Below are 17,219 nucleotides of genomic sequence, written 5' to 3'. Positions count from 1 at the left end.
GGAAGGCGCACAAGGCGCGCCTTCCCTGTTTTGTCAAAGCCGTGCGATTATTCGGCCGCAGGCGCGGTCAGGTAGTCTTCTGCGCCCAGAACCGCATCACCGGTTGCGGTCAGAACGGTGTTGGTGTTCTCCTGAATTGCAGCATATGCAGCAATCGCGAGACCCACGACAGCAGCGGTCAGAACGACCCAGTCAACTGTCACGGCGCCGTCTTCATCCTTGCGGAAGTTTTTGATGAACTTGATCATTGTAATCTCCAAATCCTAGTTTTGCTCACGTTGGCCAAGCTCGGGACTGTGTGTTGAGCGCTCTCTCATTCGCTCCATCCCGTCTTGGATGACCTGTTATAGTCGCCGGATTGGGGCAGCAGTTTGACAGCTTTGGTCCGATTTTGCAGCGTCCTAAAAAAGTCCTAATATGCTATTTAAGTAAATGATTTTAAATGATATTAATTTTCAAAATTCGTTAAATTATCCGACGAACCTGCGAAATCGAGAGCCGGTTTTAAGCCAATTGGTCCCAAATCCGAAACGAAATGGCCTTGCGGTACGGATTGTGCCATAATGTCTGCAAAGAAAAACGGGCATCGAGCAGGAGCCTGAATATGAGACGCATGATCGGCGTGGCTGTACTGGCCGCAACGCTTGGCATGGGCGCCGCCTGGGCCGAGCCTCCACCTTTTCCCGAATTTTCAGCCAAGCGGGTCAAGCCGCCCGGCGCCGATGCAAAAAAGCGGATCACGGTGCAGATCGCTCCGCAGGCGCCCGCCGCGCCCTCTGCGCCTGCCGGCAGCGCGCCGCAGCCGCGTGCGCCCGGGGCCGAAACCCTTGCCTGGTTCTGGCAGGACGTGTCTCCGTCGCTGGACGCGAAAGGTCCCGGTCGACTGGAGCCGGCCCTCGTGCGTCTGGCCAATCCGCCCTCGGGGCAGGGCGTGTCCGCGCCGCGACTGCAAGACTTGCAGACCATCGCCAATGCCTATGGGCGCGACATCCTTCTGAGCACCGTGGGGACGCGTGTCTCGCCCGCATTGGCCCTGGCCGTCATCGCGATCGAATCTGCGGGCCGCGTCGATGCCCAAAGTTCGGTCGGCGCGCAGGGGCTGATGCAGCTGATGCCCGCCACTGCCGAACGGTTCGGCGTGGCGGACAGCTTCGCACCGGACGACAACATCAAGGGCGGCGTGGCGTTCCTCGACTTCCTGATGGAGAAATTCGACAACGACGTCATTCTCGTACTGGCAGGATACAACGCCGGCGAAAATGCCGTGCTCAAGAACAACGGTGTGCCGGATTACGCGGAAACCCGCGCCTATGTGCCGAAGGTCCTGCAGGCCTTTCAGACTGCCAAGGGGCTGTGCCTGACACCGCCGCAGCTTGTCACCGATGGCTGCGTCTTCCGCATGGCCTCACGATAGGACCGCCCCCGGGTTCATGATTCCATTCGGATCGAGCGCGTCCTTGATCGCGCGCATCGCGGCAAGCTTGGCCGGATCGCCGTAGCGGGCAAGGTCGGCCTTCTTCGCCCGGCCAACCCCGTGCTCGGCGCTGAAGGTGCCGCCGACTTCGGTTGCGATGTCATGTACGCGCCGCTTGATGGCTTTCGTCTCTTCAAGGAAGGCATCGCGGGATTGGCCTTCGGGAGGAAAGACATTGCAATGCAGGTTGCCATCTCCGACATGGCCGAAGCAATTGATCCTGAAGTCACCGATTTCGGAAATGCCCTGGCGGATGCGCGCGATGAAGGCCGGCAATTCACCCAGCGGCACGGACACGTCGTGACTCGACACCGCGCCGATCCGGCGATTGGCTTCGGGGATGTGTTCGCGCACCGACCAGAAATCCGCCCGCTGCCCATCGGATTGGGCGATCAGCGCGTCCGACACGATGCCCTCCGCTTCGGCGGACATGAACAGCGTCTCGAGCGCGTCTTGCGGATCAAGCCCCTTGGGAAGGCCGATATCCATCAGGATCGTCCATTCCGGGTGACGGTCTGCGAAAGGCAGACGCACCTCTGGCATGGTCTTCGACAGGAATTCGAACCCAGTGCCGTTCATCAGTTCGAACGCGCTGATGCTGTCTCCCAGCTGCGACTTGGCCAGCGACAACAGGTCCAGCGCGGCGTCCACATCCCGGATCACGAACAGGGCGGTTCCTGTGGCAACCGGTTTCGGGAAAAGCTTGAGCGATGCCCCCGTGATGACCGCAAGCGTGCCCTCCGATCCGATCAGCAGGTTGCGGAGATCATAGCCGGTGTTGTCCTTTCGCAGCCGTCTCAGGCCGTTCCAGACCGATCCGTCCGGCATCACCGCCTCGAGCCCAAGGCACAGGTCGCGCGTGTTCCCGTAGCGCAGCACGTTGACGCCGCCCGCATTGGTGGCAAGCAGTCCACCGATGCGCGCCGACCCTTCCGAGGCAAGCGACAGGGGAAACAGCCGGTCAATCTCGGCTGCGGCAGACTGGATGTTGGCAAGGATCACTCCGGCATCGGCGATCAGGACGTTTTCCTGCGGATAGACCGCCCGGATCTGGGTCATCCGCTCCAGCGACAGGATCAACGGCGTGTTCGGTTCGCCCTCGGGGGCGATCTGAGCGCCCACCAGGCCGGTGCCACCGCCATAGGGCACGATGCCGACCCCGGACTCGTTGCAGGCCGCCACCAGCTGCGACACCTCGGCCGTGCTGCGGGGGCGGGCCACGAAGCCTTGGGCGCCCTGGAACCGGCCGCGCGGCTCTTCGAGATAGGATTGTTCGGCGCGGGTGAACATGTCCGCAGGAAAACGCTGCGAAAGCGCATCGATGAAGCCGCTATCCGCGGAATCGCGTGGCATGAGGAAAGTGTCTCCGAATAAGTCAGTCAGGCGCGTCCCGGAGCCACTCGGGCCGCAGGACCACCACCGTAGGACGCGGCGGCAGATCGCGCAACGACAACTCGATGAAGGAACTGTCCCGGCGGTCGATGACGAAACTGTCCTGGACCTCTTCGAGAAACGCCTCGAGCGCGTAGCCCGAGAACCAGTGCATCGGGATGACGATGCTCGACCGCAGCCGGTCGACGATCCGCACCATCACCTCGCGCGGCAGGGTGTAGCCGCCATCCACCGGCGCCATGACCACGTCGAGCCTGCCGATCGCGGCGTATTGCTGGTCGTTGGGTTCGTGGTGCAGGTGACCAAGATGGCCGATACACAGGCCCTCGACCTCGAAGATGAAGATCGAATTGCCGTTGTCCTCGGTCCCGCCGAAGCGGGACCGGATATCAGTCGACACGTTGCGGATCAGCATTTCGCCAAGGTCGACATGATGGTCGATGCCTTCGCCGAACGGCCCCCAGCCGGGCAGGACATGGGGGATGGCGGGGTCGGGATTGGCGGTCCAGTGGGTGTCATGGGCGTGGTTCATCGTCACCACGTCCGGGATCATCGCGGTATTGCCCAGAAACCCGGTAAAATCGGTCGCCACATTCAAACCGCCCGGCGTCTGCAACAGGAAGGTCGCGTGGGCGACATAGTTGATGCGGACGCTGAACTCGGGCACCGGGTTGGTCCAGGACGCCGTCTGGATGTATTCAAGGCCCGGCGCGGCATCGGCGATCGCCAGGCAATGGCTCGAGCGGCGCGTCTCCTGCGCCAGGGCGGCGGTGCCCGCAAACATGACGGCCAAGGCCATGAAACCCGATCTGATATGCATCGCAACACCTCCTGTCGGGAAGATAGCGCATGTGCAGGGGCGATCCAGTGGCGCAGGGCGGGCGGGACGCCGCTTCGAAGCGGCGTGGAAAAAGCGCGTTTCAACGCGCTTGTCACGCGGTTTCGAAACCGCGTTGCAAAGGACTTTCGAAAGTCCTTCGCCTAGCCGGCATCCGTGCGTCCCCGACGGTCCAGCCGAAGCGCGGCATACAAGACGTGCGTGCGCCAGCGTCCGTCAATCTGCAAATAGCTTTGCGCGACGCCCTCGTATTTGAACCCGGCTTTTTCCAGAAGCCCACGCGACGCCTTGTTCTCGGGCAGGCAGGCCGCTTCGATCCGGCTCAGGTCCAGCCGGTCGAAGGCATGATGCACCACCGCGTCGATGGCCTCGCGCATGTATCCCTGTCGCGCAAATGGCTCTCCGACCCAATATCCCAGCGTTCCGGCCTGTGCCGGTCCGCGGCGGATATTGTCGAGCGTGATCGCGCCCAGAAGCATGTCGTCGCCGCGCCGGATCAGGAACAGCGGCACCGCCGACCCGTTGCCGATGGCGCGGTTGGCCCAGTAGACGCGATTGGTGAAAGCCCGGCGCGACAGGTGGTCTTCGGCCCAGCTCGGTTCCCACTTGGCCAGAAAGCCCTCGCTGTCGCGCCGCAAGGCGCTCCAGGGGTTGAAATCGCTGTGCATCGGGGGGCGCAAGACCATCCGCTCGGTATCGAGCCGAAGTTTACGCCGCAGGCTGAGCATCAGGCCACGCGTCGTTGGGACAGGGCAGACAGGTCCGGCGCAGTGCCGACCGGGCCGTACAGCGCCAGCGCCGCCGGAGCCTCCCGCACAAGCCGTTCACCAAAGGCGCGGACATCGCCCGTGGTGACGCTGTCGATGCGCGACACGGTGTCCTCGAGCGACGGCACCTCGCCCCAGATCTGGATCATCCGGGCCAGCCGTTCGGTCCGTGACGACGGGCTTTCCAGCCCCATCAGAAGCCCGGCCTTCATCTGCGCACGGGCGCGGGCCACCTCGGCGGGCGACATGTCATCGGCGGCGCGCTTCATCTCGTCGATGGTCAGGTTGGTCAGGTCCTTGATCTCGTCGCCGCTCGTGCCGGCATAGATCGTGGTCATGCCGGTGTCGGAATAGGCGCCCGTCTGGGCAAAGATCGTATAGCACAACCCGCGCTTTTCGCGGATTTCCTGGAACAGGCGGCTCGACATGCCGCCGCCAAGCGCCACGGAATAAACCTGGGCGGCGTAGAAATTCGGATCGCGGTAGCCCGGCGATTCAAAGGCAAGTGCCAGATGTGCCTGTTCCAGGTCCTTGACCTTGCGGCTTTCTCCGCCCTGAAAGCGCGCGGCATCGGCCCCCAGTGCGGGACGCGCCACCAGGTCTCCGAACAGCTCTTCGGCCTGTCTGACGACCACGTCATGATCGACGGCACCCGCCGCTGACAGGATCATCTGGTCGGGGCCGTAATGTTCGGTCACGAACGTCGCAAGGTCTTCTTTCGAAAACCCCGACACCCGGTCGGTTTCGCCAAGGATCGTCCGGCCGATCGGCTGATCGGGATAGGCGCGCTCCTGCAACCAGTCGAAGATGATGTCGTCCGGCGTATCCGCCGCCTGGCCGATTTCCTGCAGGATCACGTGGCGCTCGACCTCGATTTCCTTGGGGTCGAAGACCGGGTTGCGCAGGATATCGGCAATCACGTCAAGCGCCAGCCCGGTGTCATTGCGCAGCACGCGGGCGTAATAGGCCGTCACCTCGCGCGAGGTATAGGCGTTGATATAGCCGCCCACGTCCTCGATGGCCTCGGCGATCTGCAAGGCGCTGCGGGTCTCGGTGCCCTTGAAGGCCATGTGCTCGAGGAAATGCGCGATTCCGTTCTGCTCGGGCCGTTCGTGCCGGCCTCCGGCAGTGATCCAGATCCCGATGGCGGCGCTTTCCAGACCGGGCATATGCTCGGTCACGATGCGAAATCCGTTGGGAAGTGTGGCGGTCTGGACGGTCAAGAGGCGATCCGATCTTTGATGAGGGTTTCAAGCTGGTCGAGGTCGTTGGGCACGCGGGTCATGCGCTCTTCGCGGTCGAAGAGATCGGCCATGCGCTCGGGCAGGGGCGGGCGGATGCCGCTGGCCTTTTCGACCGCATCGGGGAATTTGGCGGGGTGTGCCGTGGCCAGTGTGATCATCGGCACGTTCGGGTCGCGCTGCGCCTCGGCCACGGCGACACCGATGGCCGAATGCGGACAGAGCAGTTCGCCCATATGGCTGTTCGCACGGGCGATCATCGCCAGCGTTTCGTCTTCGGAGACCCGCCCGCTGTCAAAATGGTCGCGCAGCACCTGCATTGCGCCCTGGCTGACATGGAATCCGCCCGCCTTGAGCTCGTCCATCAACTGCGCCACGGCATTGCCATCGCGGTTATAGGCATCGAACAGCGCGCGTTCGAAGTTCGAGGAGACCTGAATATCCATCGACGGGCTGATCGACGGGGTCACGCTGTCGGTCTTGTAGTCACCGGAGGACAGGCAGCGGTGCAGGATGTCGTTCTGGTTCGTCGCGACCACCAGACGGTCGATGGGAAGCCCCATGCGCTTGGCGATATAGCCCGCGAAGATGTCGCCGAAATTGCCGGTGGGCACGGAAAAGCTGACTTTGCGGTCCGGCGCGCCCAAAGACACGGCGGACGAGAAGTAATAGACCACCTGCGCCAGGACGCGGCCCCAGTTGATCGAATTCACACCGGCAAGCTTCACCCCGTCGCGGAACTCGAAATCGTTGAACATGTCCTTGAGCCGCGCCTGGCAATCGTCGAAATCGCCATCCAGCGCCAGCGCATGCACATTGGCTTCGGCAGGCGTCGTCATCTGGCGGCGCTGAACCTCGGACACGCGGCCATGCGGATAGAGGATGAACACATCCACCGCATCCAGCCCCCGGAACGCCTCGATCGCCGCCGATCCGGTATCGCCCGAGGTGGCGCCGACGATGGTCACGCGCTTGCCGCTGCGGGACAGCGCCTCCTGGAACATCTGACCGATGAGCTGCATGGCGAAGTCCTTGAAGGCCAGCGTTGGCCCGTGGAACAGCTCCAGCAGGAAATGACCTGATCCCAGTTGCACCAGAGGCGCACGGGCGTCGTGGCCAAAGCCCGCATAGGCCTTGGCGATCAGGTCGGAGAAGACCTCGTCGGTGAAGGCATCGCCCACGAAAGGCCGCATCACGCGAAACGCGATCTCTTCATAGGACAGTCCGTGCATCGCGCGGATGTCCTCGGTGCTCAGCGTCGGGATGGTTTCCGGCACATACAGGCCACCGTCGCGGGCAAGGCCCGACAGCATCGTGTCTTCGAATCCAAGCGCCGGGGCTTTGCCACGGGTCGAGATATACTGCATCAGGCTTCAGCCTTCCTTCGTCTGTCGCAAGCGCCATACCAGCGCGATGGTTCCGATCAGCCACACAACGGCCAGCGAATACCAGGTGATCGCGTATTGCAGGTGATCGTTCGGAATGCCGCTTGTGTCCACCGGCAGGGGCGTCACGCCCGGATCGGGCGGCGACATGTTGCGGGCAATCACCAGCAGGGGGTCGGTGTCCAGTTGCTCGGCCATCTGGGCAACGTCACGGGCGAACCATGTGTTTCCCGCGATGTCGTTCTGCGGCGTCGAGGACGTGCGATCATCCGGCCAATGCAGGTTGCCGACAACCTGTGCAGGCCCTGTGCGGCGCTCTGCCTCGCGATCGCTGACCGGGATGAAACCGCGATCCAGGAGGATGCGGCGGCCGTCTTGCGTCACGAAGGGGGAAATCACCCGGTACCCCGCGCCGATGCGTTTCTGCGAGACCAGAACGTACAGTTCGTCCGGTTCGATCGTACCGTCCAGCTGTACGGGCTGGTATCGGTCTGCCATTGGCTCCGCCGCGCCCGGTTCGGGCAGGGGGGCGGGGTCGCCGACGATGCGGGTTTCGATCTCGGTCAGGATGCCCTGCTTCCAGTCGAGCCGCTGCATCTGCCAGGTGCCGAGCCACACGAGGATCGCGGTGCCGATCAGGCCGGACAGGAGGGGCAGGGCGATGCGGGACAATGGGTGGCTCCTGAGAATGGCAAAGGCGCGCCGATCCGGCGCGCCTTGCTTTATCCTTGTTGGCACGTCCCGTTCAAGCCGGAACGCCACCGCCGAGGCAGGTTACTGACCCCAGACGTAAACGGCGGCAAAGAGGAACAGCCAGACCACGTCGACGAAGTGCCAGTACCATGCCGCGGCCTCGAAGCCGATATGCTTGTCCGGTGTGAAGTGTCCGCGCATCAGGCGGAGCAGACACACGAACAGGAAGATCGTGCCGATGACCACATGCGCCCCGTGAAAGCCGGTCGCCATGAAGAAGTTGGCTCCGTAGATGTTTCCGGCAAAGCCAAAGCCGGCATGGGTGTACTCGTAGACCTGAAGCACGGTGAAGATCGCGCCCAGTGCGATGGCGAGGATCAGGCCCCACTTCATGTCTTCGCGGTTGTCTTCGTGCACCAGCGCGTGGTGTGCCCATGTCGCGGCAGCCCCCGAGCAGAGCAGGATCAACGTGTTGATCAGCGGCAGATGCCACGGATCGAAGGTTTCGATCCCGACCGGCGGCCAGACACCGTCGATCGCCGGGCTGTCCGGTCCCATCGGGTAGAGCGCGTGCTTGAAGAAGCTCCAGAACCAGGCGGCGAAGAACATCACCTCGGACATGATGAACAGGATGAAGCCGTATTTCAGGCCGATCCGCACGACGGGCGTGTGATCGCCCACCTGGCTTTCGGCGACAACGTCCGACCACCATGCAAACATGACGTAAAGAACGCCGACAAGTCCGATGAGGAACAGCCACGGGCCATTGCCGTGCATCCACAGCACGGCCCCGAAAAGCATCGCGAACCCGGAAACCGCGCCGATGAACGGCCAGACGGAGGGGTTCAGGATGTGATAGTCATGATCTTTTGCGTGCGCCATTTTGGTCCCTCAAAGCTAGGCGTTAGTTCAGTGAACCGCTGTCGGTTTCGTTTGCATCGAGCATCGCCTGCATGTCTTCGGGCAGGTCGATCTCGTGGAACGTGTAGGACAGGGTGATGTGTTTCGCGAATTTCGCGTCCGCGTCGTTCAGGATGTCGGGATCGACGAAAAAGCTCACGGGCATGTCGACCCGCTCTCCCGGCATCAGGATCTGCTCTTCGAAGCAGAAGCAGGCGATCTTCGAGAAGTAGAGGCCGGCACCGTAGGGGGCCACGTTATAGCTGGCCGTGCCCGCGATGGGGCGGTCTGTCGGGTTGTGGGCTTCGTAGAAGGCCAGGCCTTCTTCTCCCAGGCGCAGCTCGACCTCGAGCTGCTTGGGCTTGAATTCCCATGGCATGCCGCGTTCGAGCGACGCGTCGAACCGGACCTTGATGGTCTGGTCGAGGATTTCGGTACTGCCCGCTTCGGCAACATTGGTCGATCCGCCATAGCCGGTGACGCGACAGAACCAGTCGTAAAGCGGCACCGACGCCCAGGCGAGCGCGCCCATCACGACCACGACGCCGACACCCTGCAGGGCGGTCTTCTTCTTTGGATCCATCTGGCTCATTGGCTCACCGATTGCGTGGCCGGGGTTTCATAATCCCCGCGCGTGACCTTGACGACCGTCAGGCCGAACACGATGGCGATCAGCCCGACAAGGACAAGGCCGACACCGACATTGCGTCCGAAACGGCGCTCGTGGAGTTCATGCTGCTTTGACAGGCTCATGCCCATACTCCGAACCGGTCCAGTCCCGCTTCGATCAGGATCGCGCCGAAATGGGCGAAGAGATACAGCAGGGAGAGTTTGAAGAACTTGCGCTCGGCAAGGAAATTATCGTCTTCCGACATGTCCTCGTCCCGACGCCAGATGCGGATCGCCCCGCGCAGGAACATCGCGTTCAGCACGAGCGACGTGGCGATGTAGACCGGCCCGCCGATCGAGGTGAAGCCCGCCGCCACGGCGAGGATCGCCAGCAGTACGGTATAGGCCAGGATGTGATTGCGGGTCGCGCGGCGACCGTGGGTCACGGTCAGCATCGGCACGTCCGCGTTGTCGTAATCCTTGCGCATGAACAACGCCAGCGCCCAGAAATGCGGCGGCGTCCACATGAAGGTGAGGCAGAACATCAGCACGGATTCGACGCTCACGCCGCCGGTGGCCGCCGCCCAGCCGATCATCGGGGGGAAGGCACCTGCTGCACCGCCGATGACGATGTTCTGCGGTGTCCAGCGCTTGAGCCACATCGTGTAGATCACGACGTAAAAGAAGATGGTGAAGGCCAGAAGGCCGGCCGCGACCCAGTTGGTCGCGAGGCCGAGGAACACGACGGAAAAGGCCGACAGCGCGATTCCGATGGCGAAGGCTTCGTCGCCCGTCACCTTGCCCGCCGGGATCGGACGGCGCTGTGTGCGCTTCATCACGGCGTCGATATCGGCGTCCCACCACATGTTCAGTGCGCCGGACGCACCGCCGCCGATGGCGATGAAGAGGATGGCGCAGAACCCGACGAAGGGATGCAGCGGCGTCGGGGCCGCGAGCAGACCGACAAAGGCCGTGAAGACGACAAGGGTCATCACGCGCGGCTTGAGAAGCGCGAAATAATCGCTGAACTGCGCGTCGGTCTCGGCGCTGCGCGATTGGGTGTTGATGCTTGTATCTGTCACGGGCGTCTCGGCTGGGTTGGGTCAGGTCGGGCGGTCAGGTCGGCCAGTCTGTCTGGCCGCTCGGAGAGGCGCACGCGGCGATCCGCATGCGCCCCTTCGGTGCCTAGTTGGTCAGGACGGAGCGCACATCGACATAGGCGCCTTCTTCTTTCGAGGCTGTCAGCCAGGCGTCATAGGTCGCTTCGCTGACCACCTTGACGGTAATTGGCATGTAAGCGTGCGCGAGGCCGCAAAGTTCCGAACACTGGCCGAAATAGATGCCTTCCTTTTCGGCGGTGAACCACAGTTCCGCAAGACGACCGGGCACCGCGTCCTGCTTCACGCCGAAAGCCGGGATGGTCCAGGAGTGGATCACGTCGGCGCCAGTGACCTGCATCACGACGGTCTGGCCGACCGGAACGACGATGGCGGTGTCAGTCGCCAGAAGGAAATCCTCCTTCTGGTAGCCGGCTTCGACCAGCTGTTCCTCGACCTCGGGGGTCAGGCGGTTGTCCCCACCGGTGAAGGGCGACCCGATCATGTAGCCGTCATAGGCCAGATCTTCGCCGATATATTCATAGCCCCAATACCACTGGTAGCCGGTGACCTTGATCACGACATCGCCTTCGGGGATTTCCTGCTGCTTGAACAGCACCGGCAGCGAGAACGCGCCGATGAACACCAGAATCAGGATCGGACCCACGGTCCAGGCGATCTCGATCGGGGTGTTGTGGGTAAAGGCCGAAGGTGTCGGGTTCGCGCGCTTGTTGTAGCGCACGATGCAGTACGCGAGCAGCGCGGTCACAAACAGCACGATGGCGGTGATGATGATGAGGATCATCCCGTCCAGCCATTGAAGGTCGCGCGCCAGTTCGGTTGCTGCGGGTTGAAAGCCTGTTCCACGGTCCACCGGGGTGCCAATTGTCTCGAGCGTCTGCTGGGCAAACGCGGGGGCTGCGGCGAAGGGGGTGGCCAGAGCCAAGAGCAAAGATTTGAGTTGCATGTCTTACCCTGATCGGTTGCGAATTCTGTACGATTTGCAAGGGGCGGCGGAGATCGTCAGAGACCTGACCACACATCCCGTTGTCTTGGGAGCGGTTAAAACCATATTCTGTGCATCAGTGAAAGAAGCTTGCTTGCGGCAAAAACGCGCTTTCTTTGATCTGGATCAAATTCACCTCTGGGGGTTTCATGGCCGATACGTCATTCCAACCATTCGACACGCATCTCGATCAGGACCGCGCGCTTGCGCTTCTGAGAGAGGCTGTAGCGGGGGCCGATGACGGGGAATTGTTCCTCGAACGTCGCCGGTCCGAGGTGCTGGTCTTCGACGATGGTCGTATTCGCACCGCCAGCTACGACGCCTCCGAGGGATTCGGATTGCGGGCCGTGCGCGGTGAGGTGGCCGGATATGCCCATTCCACCGACATCTCCGAATCGGCGATCAAGCGCGCCGTGGAAACCGCGCGGCTTGCCGTGGGCGAGGGCGGCGGCACATTGGCCGACAAGCCGGCGGGCACCAATACCAAGCTGTACACCGATGGCGACCCGATCGAAGGACACAGCTTTCCGGTCAAGGTCGACACCCTCCGCGAGATCGACGCCTATGCCCGCGCACTGGACCCCCGCGTGGTTCAGGTGAGCGCGACGATCGCCGCGTCCCTGCAGGAGGTGGCGATCCTGCGTCCCGAGGGCACGCTGGTGTCGGACATCCGCCCGATGACCCGCGTGAATGTCAGCGTGATCGTCGAAGAGAACGGCCGTCGCGAAGGCGGCACGGCGGGCGGCGGCGGGCGCGTCCTGCTGGACGGGCTGCTTGATCCCGCCGATTGGCAGGACAAGGCGCGCGAGGCGCTGCGCATCGCGCTGGTCAACCTGGATGCCGTTCCCGCCCCTGCCGGTGTGATGGACATCGTGCTTGGCCCGGGCTGGCCCGGTATCCTGCTGCACGAAGCGGTCGGTCACGGACTCGAGGGCGATTTCAACCGCAAGGGCTCATCGGCCTTTGCCGGGCTGATGGGCCAGCAGGTGGCCGCCCGCGGCGTGACCGTTCTGGACGATGGCACCATCCCCGACCGGCGCGGGTCGATCACCGTGGATGACGAGGGCACACCCTCGGGCAAGAACGTGCTGATCGAGGATGGCAAGCTGGTGGGCTTCATGCAGGACCGCCAGAACGCGCGGCTGATGGGGGTCGCCCCCACCGGCAACGGACGCCGCGAGAGCTATGCGCATATCCCGATGCCGCGCATGACCAACACCTACATGCTGGGTGGCGATGTGGCGCCGGGCGATATCGTCGCCGACCTCAAGGACGGGATCTGGGCCGTGGGTTTCGGCGGCGGACAGGTGGACATCACCGACGGCAAGTTCGTCTTTTCCTGCACCGAGGCGTATCGCGTGAAGGACGGCAAGGTCGGCGCGCCGGTCAAAGGCGCCACGCTGATCGGCGACGGGGCCACCGCGTTGCAGCAGATTCGCGCGCTGGGCAACGACATGTCGCTTGATCCGGGCATGGGAAATTGCGGCAAGCAGGGCCAATGGGTGCCTGTAGGCGTGGGGCAGCCCACGGTGATGATCGGCGGGTTGACCGTCGGCGGGGCGCAGACCTGAGAAAAGACTCGTTCGAAAACAGCGGCTTGGCAGGAAGGTGGCGATTTTCTTGCCGGTCGCTGGTCGGGATTCATCCCTGATTAACCAGTCGACGCCTATCCCTGTCTCAGCAAGCAGACGGGGACAGGACGACATTGGAGCAGAACTCTTCCACTCACCCCCTACTCCCACCCACCACGGAAGACCAAAGGTTCGCCTGGCTCCGTCTCTTGCGCTCGCGCCGCGTGGGCATCAGCACCTTCTACCGGCTCATGGGCGACCACGGCAGCGCCGCGGCGGCATTGCAGCACCTGCCCGAGATCGCCCGGGCGGCGGGTGTCCCGAATTACGAGCTTTGCCCCGAAGCGGTGATCCACGCCGAGTTCAAGGCGGCCAAGGGGGCCGGGGCGGTGCTGATCTGCCGGGGCGACGCGGCCTATCCCCTGGCACTTTGCGATCTTGACGACGCGCCGCCGATGCTCTGGGCCATCGGCAACACCGACATCCTGTCGCAACCGCAGATCGCGCTTGTCGGCGCGAGAAACGCGTCTTCGCTGGGCGGGCGCATGGCACGATCTCTGGCCACGGCGCTGGGCGAGGCGGGGTACGTCATCACCTCGGGCCTGGCGCGCGGGGTCGACACCGCGGCCCATATCGCGGCGCTGAAAACCGGCACGATCGCGGTTCTGGGGGGCGGTGTCGATATCCTCTACCCGGCGGAAAACGCGAAACTGGCCGACGACATCGTCGAACAGGGCGGCGCACGGATCAGCGAGCAACCGATGGGCCTGCAACCGCAGGCGCGGCATTTTCCCGCCCGCAACCGGATCATCTCGGGGCTGGCCCGTGCCGTGATCGTGGTCGAGGCGGCGGCGAAATCCGGATCCCTGATCACCGCGCGCACGGCACTTGACCAGGGACGCGACGTCATGGCGGTGCCCGGTCATCCCTTCGATGCGCGGGCAAGCGGTTGCAACATGCTCCTGCGTGATGGCGCACGGCTCGTCCGGAACGCCGAGGACGTGATCGAGGCGCTGGCCCCGCTCGCCCCACAGTCGGCACCGGAATTGCCGCTCGAACCGGCGCGGGACGACCGCCCGCTTGCCGAGATCGCAAAGCTTCACCAGAAAATCCTCGACCGGCTCGGACCGTCGCCGCTGGGCGAGGACCAGTTGATCCGCGATCTTGGCGCAACGTCGCGGGTGGTGTCCCCGGCGCTCACCGATCTGGAGCTTGAGGGCCGGATCAACCGGCAACCCGGCGGGCTGATTTCACGCACCGCCTGACCGGCGCACCCGGAATGTGGGGCCGATTTCGTCTTGTCCCTTTCGGTCAAATGCCTGCCCGGACACAGGACGCGAAACCATTGTCGCCAGCACCCGCACCCAAGGTCAGGAGCGTGGAGCGATTGACAATTGACGCTTGCACACCACATGCTGCCCGGCCATACGCAGCCGGACCGGACCGGTCATCCGCATGTAGAAAGGTGTTCATTTTATGCCAGTTGTCGTCGTCGAATCCCCGGCAAAAGCCAAAACGATCAACAAGTATCTGGGGTCTGACTACACTGTTCTGGCGTCTTACGGACATGTCCGCGACCTGCCGCCGAAAGATGGATCTGTCGATACCGACAACGATTTCGACATGAAATGGGAGGTTGCCGCCGACTCGCGCAAACATGTCGCAGCCATCGCCGAAGCGCTGAAATCCGACGACGCCCTGATCCTCGCAACCGACCCTGACCGCGAAGGCGAAGCGATTTCGTGGCACCTGAAAGAGGCGCTGACCAAGCGGCGGTCGATCAAGAAGACCACCGATGTCAAGCGCGTGACCTTCAACGCCATTACCAAGGCCGCCGTGACCGAGGCGATGGCCAATCCGCGCGACATCGACGCGCCGCTGGTCGAAGCCTATCTTGCGCGCCGCGCGCTCGATTACCTTGTCGGGTTCAACCTGTCGCCGGTGCTGTGGCGCAAGCTGCCCGGTGCACGGTCTGCGGGCCGGGTGCAATCGGTCTGCCTGCGCCTCATCGTCGAACGCGAGATGGAAATCGAGGCGTTCCGCGCCCGGGAATACTGGTCGGTCAAGGCGCTGCTGTCGACGCCGCGTGGTCAGGAATACGAGGCGCGGCTCACCGTTCTGGCGGGCAAGAAGCTGGATCGTTACGACCTGGAGAACGAAACGCAGGCCGAGCTCGCCGTGCAGGCGATCACCAGCCGCGACCTGACCGTGCAATCGGTCGAGGCAAAGCCGGCCTCGCGCAACCCGTCCGCGCCTTTTATGACCTCGACGCTCCAGCAGGAGGCCAGCCGCAAGTTCGGCATGGGTGCGCGTCAGACGATGAACGCGGCGCAGCGGCTCTACGAGGCCGGGCACATCACCTACATGCGGACCGACGGCATCGACATGGCCCCAGAGGCCGTGCAGGAGGCCCGCGCGGCGATCAAGGATCGCTATGGCGACGATTACGTCCCGCAAAGCCCGCGCATCTACAAGAACAAGGCCAAGAACGCGCAGGAAGCGCATGAATGCATCCGTCCGACCGACATGGCCAAGGACGCCCAAAGCCTCAAGATCAGCGAAGCGGATCAGCGCAAGCTTTACGATCTGATCTGGAAACGCACGCTGGCCTGCCAGATGGAATCGGCGCGGCTTGAACGCACCAGTGTCGATGTGGGCAGCGCCGATGGGCAGGTCGTGCTGCGCGCCAACGGCCAGGTCGTGCTGTTCGACGGGTTCCTGCGCGTCTACGAGGAAGGCCGTGACGACGCCGTGGTCGATGACGACGACAAGCGTCTGCCGCAGATCTCCGAAGGCGAGAAGGCCGAGAAGCGCCGCATCACGCCCGACCAGCATTTCACCCAGCCACCCCCGCGTTATACCGAGGCGACGCTGGTCAAGAAGATGGAAGAGCTTGGCATCGGGCGCCCCTCGACCTATGCCAGCATCATCACCACGATCCAGGACCGCGAATATGTCCGCAAGGACCAGAATCGCCTGATCCCCGAGGACAAGGGCCGGATCGTCACGATCTTCCTACTGAATTTCTTCAAGCGCTACGTCGAGTACGATTTCACTGCGGCACTAGAGGACGAGCTGGACCATGTCAGCGCGGGCGAAGGCGATTACAAGGAATTGCTGGCCCGGTTCTGGCGCGATTTCTCGGCCGCGATCGCCGAAACCTCGGACCTGCGGATCACCGAGGTTCTGGACGTGCTGGACGACGCGCTCGCGCCGCAACTCTATCCGCCGCGCGAGGATGGCAGCGACCCGCGCATCTGTCCGAAATGCGGGCAGGGGCAGTTGCACCTCAAGACGTCGCGCACTGGCGGCTTTGTCGGCTGCGGCAACTATCCCGAATGCACCTATACCCGCCCGATCGCGGGCGAAGGCGCCGAGGGGGATGAACGTGTGCTGGGCGAGGATCAGGGCGACGAGATCTGGCTCAAGTCCGGTCGTTTCGGCCCCTATGTGCAGCGTGGAGAACCGACACCCGAGAACAAGAAACCGCCGCGCGCCAGCCTGCCCAAGGCCAAGGGCGATTACCTGCCCGGCTGGTCGCCCGACGACATGACCCTGGAAAAGGCGGTCACGCTGCTGACCCTGCCGCGCCCCGTGGGCATGCATCCCGATGGCGGCGAGGTGAAGGCGAATCTGGGCCGGTTCGGCCCCTACATCATGCACCAGCTGCCGGATGAGGCGAAACCGGTCTACGTGAACCTCAAGGAATTCCAGGAGGTGTTCGAGATCGGCATGAACCGCGCGGTGGAATTGCTGGCCGAGAAGCGCGCCAATCCGGGGCGGGGGCGCGGGACGGCGGCCAAGGCGCTCAAGGAACTGGGCGAACACCCGCAGGACGGCGGCATGATTTCGGTGATGGAGGGCCGCTACGGTCCTTACGTCAAATGGGAGAAGGTCAACGCGACCCTGCCCAAGGACGTCGAACCGGACGATGTGACCGTGGACATGGCCGTGGCACTGATCACTGAGAAAGCCGGCAAGAAGGGAGGCAAGAAGAAAGCCGCCCCGAAGAAAGCCCCTGCCAAGAAACCCGCTGCCAAGAAACCCGCAGCCAAGAAGAGCACGGCCAAGGCGCCGGCCGCAAAGTCGACGGCAAAAAGGAAGGCCGCCTCCAAATAGGAGCCGGCGTCGGCCCGGTGGCGGTAAAGCGTCGCGGCGATTGAATTCTTTGTGATTGGTCCTTCCGGCGTCGCGCCTGCATGCTGCGCGAAAAACGGACCACAGAGCAGGAGTTCCCATGACCGCA

The 17,219-nt window shown here is 63.4% G+C and carries 16 protein-coding genes; 4 read left to right on the top strand and 12 right to left on the bottom strand.

The window, feature by feature from the left end; all coding sequences use genetic code 11:
* Positions 1 to 47: 47 nt before the first annotated feature.
* Positions 48 to 248, bottom strand: a complete 201-nt coding sequence (locus tag LCF60_RS04775) for a hypothetical protein (RefSeq protein WP_292290012.1) — start codon at positions 246 to 248, stop codon at positions 48 to 50.
* Between the two features lie 356 nt (positions 249 to 604).
* Here LCF60_RS04775 and LCF60_RS04770 point away from each other — a divergent pair, with 356 nt between their 5' ends.
* Positions 605 to 1,414, top strand: coding sequence for a lytic transglycosylase domain-containing protein (locus LCF60_RS04770; protein ID WP_292290011.1), 810 nt, complete (start codon positions 605 to 607; stop codon positions 1,412 to 1,414).
* Here the strand turns inward: LCF60_RS04770 and LCF60_RS04765 are convergent.
* From LCF60_RS04765 to coxB, 11 genes are all read right to left on the bottom strand, one after another.
* Positions 1,406 to 2,827: an FAD-binding oxidoreductase gene (locus LCF60_RS04765; RefSeq protein ID WP_292290010.1), complete on the bottom strand. Its 1,422-nt coding sequence runs from the start codon at positions 2,825 to 2,827 to the stop codon at positions 1,406 to 1,408. The genes LCF60_RS04770 and LCF60_RS04765 overlap by 9 nt on opposite strands.
* 22 nt (positions 2,828 to 2,849) lie before the next feature.
* A complete protein-coding gene (locus LCF60_RS04760) occupies positions 2,850 to 3,686 on the bottom strand; it encodes an MBL fold metallo-hydrolase (RefSeq protein ID WP_292290009.1) in 837 nt (278 codons plus the stop codon).
* A gap of 161 nt (positions 3,687 to 3,847) precedes the next feature.
* Entirely contained in the window at positions 3,848 to 4,432 is a 585-nt protein-coding gene (locus LCF60_RS04755; RefSeq protein WP_292290007.1) for a GNAT family protein, read from the bottom strand.
* A complete protein-coding gene (locus tag LCF60_RS04750; RefSeq protein ID WP_292290006.1) occupies positions 4,432 to 5,694 on the bottom strand; it encodes a pitrilysin family protein in 1,263 nt (420 codons plus the stop codon). The genes LCF60_RS04755 and LCF60_RS04750 overlap by 1 nt, the downstream gene beginning before the upstream one ends.
* Positions 5,691 to 7,079: a threonine synthase gene (thrC, locus tag LCF60_RS04745; protein WP_292290005.1), complete on the bottom strand. Its 1,389-nt coding sequence runs from the start codon at positions 7,077 to 7,079 to the stop codon at positions 5,691 to 5,693. Before thrC ends, LCF60_RS04750 begins: the two co-directional genes overlap by 4 nt.
* 6 nt (positions 7,080 to 7,085) lie before the next feature.
* Entirely contained in the window at positions 7,086 to 7,769 is a 684-nt protein-coding gene (locus tag LCF60_RS04740) for an SURF1 family protein (RefSeq protein ID WP_292290004.1), read from the bottom strand.
* 102 nt (positions 7,770 to 7,871) lie between these two features.
* Positions 7,872 to 8,672, bottom strand: coding sequence for a cytochrome c oxidase subunit 3 (locus LCF60_RS04735; protein WP_292290003.1), 801 nt, complete (start codon positions 8,670 to 8,672; stop codon positions 7,872 to 7,874).
* Between the two features lie 22 nt (positions 8,673 to 8,694).
* Positions 8,695 to 9,282: a cytochrome c oxidase assembly protein gene (locus LCF60_RS04730; RefSeq protein ID WP_292290002.1), complete on the bottom strand. Its 588-nt coding sequence runs from the start codon at positions 9,280 to 9,282 to the stop codon at positions 8,695 to 8,697.
* The gene (locus tag LCF60_RS04725) at positions 9,279 to 9,443 is read right to left on the bottom strand and encodes a hypothetical protein (RefSeq protein ID WP_292290000.1); all 165 of its coding nucleotides are present in this window, start codon (positions 9,441 to 9,443) and stop codon (positions 9,279 to 9,281) included. The genes LCF60_RS04730 and LCF60_RS04725 overlap by 4 nt, the downstream gene beginning before the upstream one ends.
* Positions 9,440 to 10,381, bottom strand: a complete 942-nt coding sequence (gene cyoE, locus LCF60_RS04720) for a heme o synthase (protein WP_292289998.1) — start codon at positions 10,379 to 10,381, stop codon at positions 9,440 to 9,442. The genes LCF60_RS04725 and cyoE overlap by 4 nt, the downstream gene beginning before the upstream one ends.
* A 103-nt stretch (positions 10,382 to 10,484) precedes the next feature.
* Complete coding sequence (gene coxB, locus LCF60_RS04715) at positions 10,485 to 11,363, bottom strand: cytochrome c oxidase subunit II (RefSeq protein WP_292289996.1); 879 nt, start codon at positions 11,361 to 11,363, stop codon at positions 10,485 to 10,487.
* Between the two features lie 188 nt (positions 11,364 to 11,551).
* On the opposite strand from coxB, the gene tldD reads away from it, so the two are divergent.
* The 3 genes from tldD (at position 11,552) to topA (ending at position 17,092) form a co-directional block, all read left to right on the top strand.
* A complete protein-coding gene (tldD, locus tag LCF60_RS04710) occupies positions 11,552 to 12,973 on the top strand; it encodes a metalloprotease TldD (RefSeq protein WP_292289995.1) in 1,422 nt (473 codons plus the stop codon).
* A 134-nt stretch (positions 12,974 to 13,107) separates the two neighbouring features.
* Positions 13,108 to 14,238 carry a DNA-processing protein DprA gene (gene dprA / locus LCF60_RS04705; RefSeq protein WP_363318384.1) on the top strand — a complete coding sequence of 377 codons (1,131 nt, stop codon included), beginning with the start codon at positions 13,108 to 13,110 and terminating at the stop codon, positions 14,236 to 14,238.
* A gap of 211 nt (positions 14,239 to 14,449) precedes the next feature.
* Positions 14,450 to 17,092, top strand: coding sequence for a type I DNA topoisomerase (topA, locus tag LCF60_RS04700; protein ID WP_292289992.1), 2,643 nt, complete (start codon positions 14,450 to 14,452; stop codon positions 17,090 to 17,092).
* Positions 17,093 to 17,219: the final 127 nt, after the last annotated feature.

It is taken from the genome of Marivita sp., from assembly GCF_020055635.1.
Taxonomy (GTDB): domain Bacteria; phylum Pseudomonadota; class Alphaproteobacteria; order Rhodobacterales; family Rhodobacteraceae; genus Marivita.
This window is presented reverse-complemented; position numbering and strand designations above follow the sequence as displayed.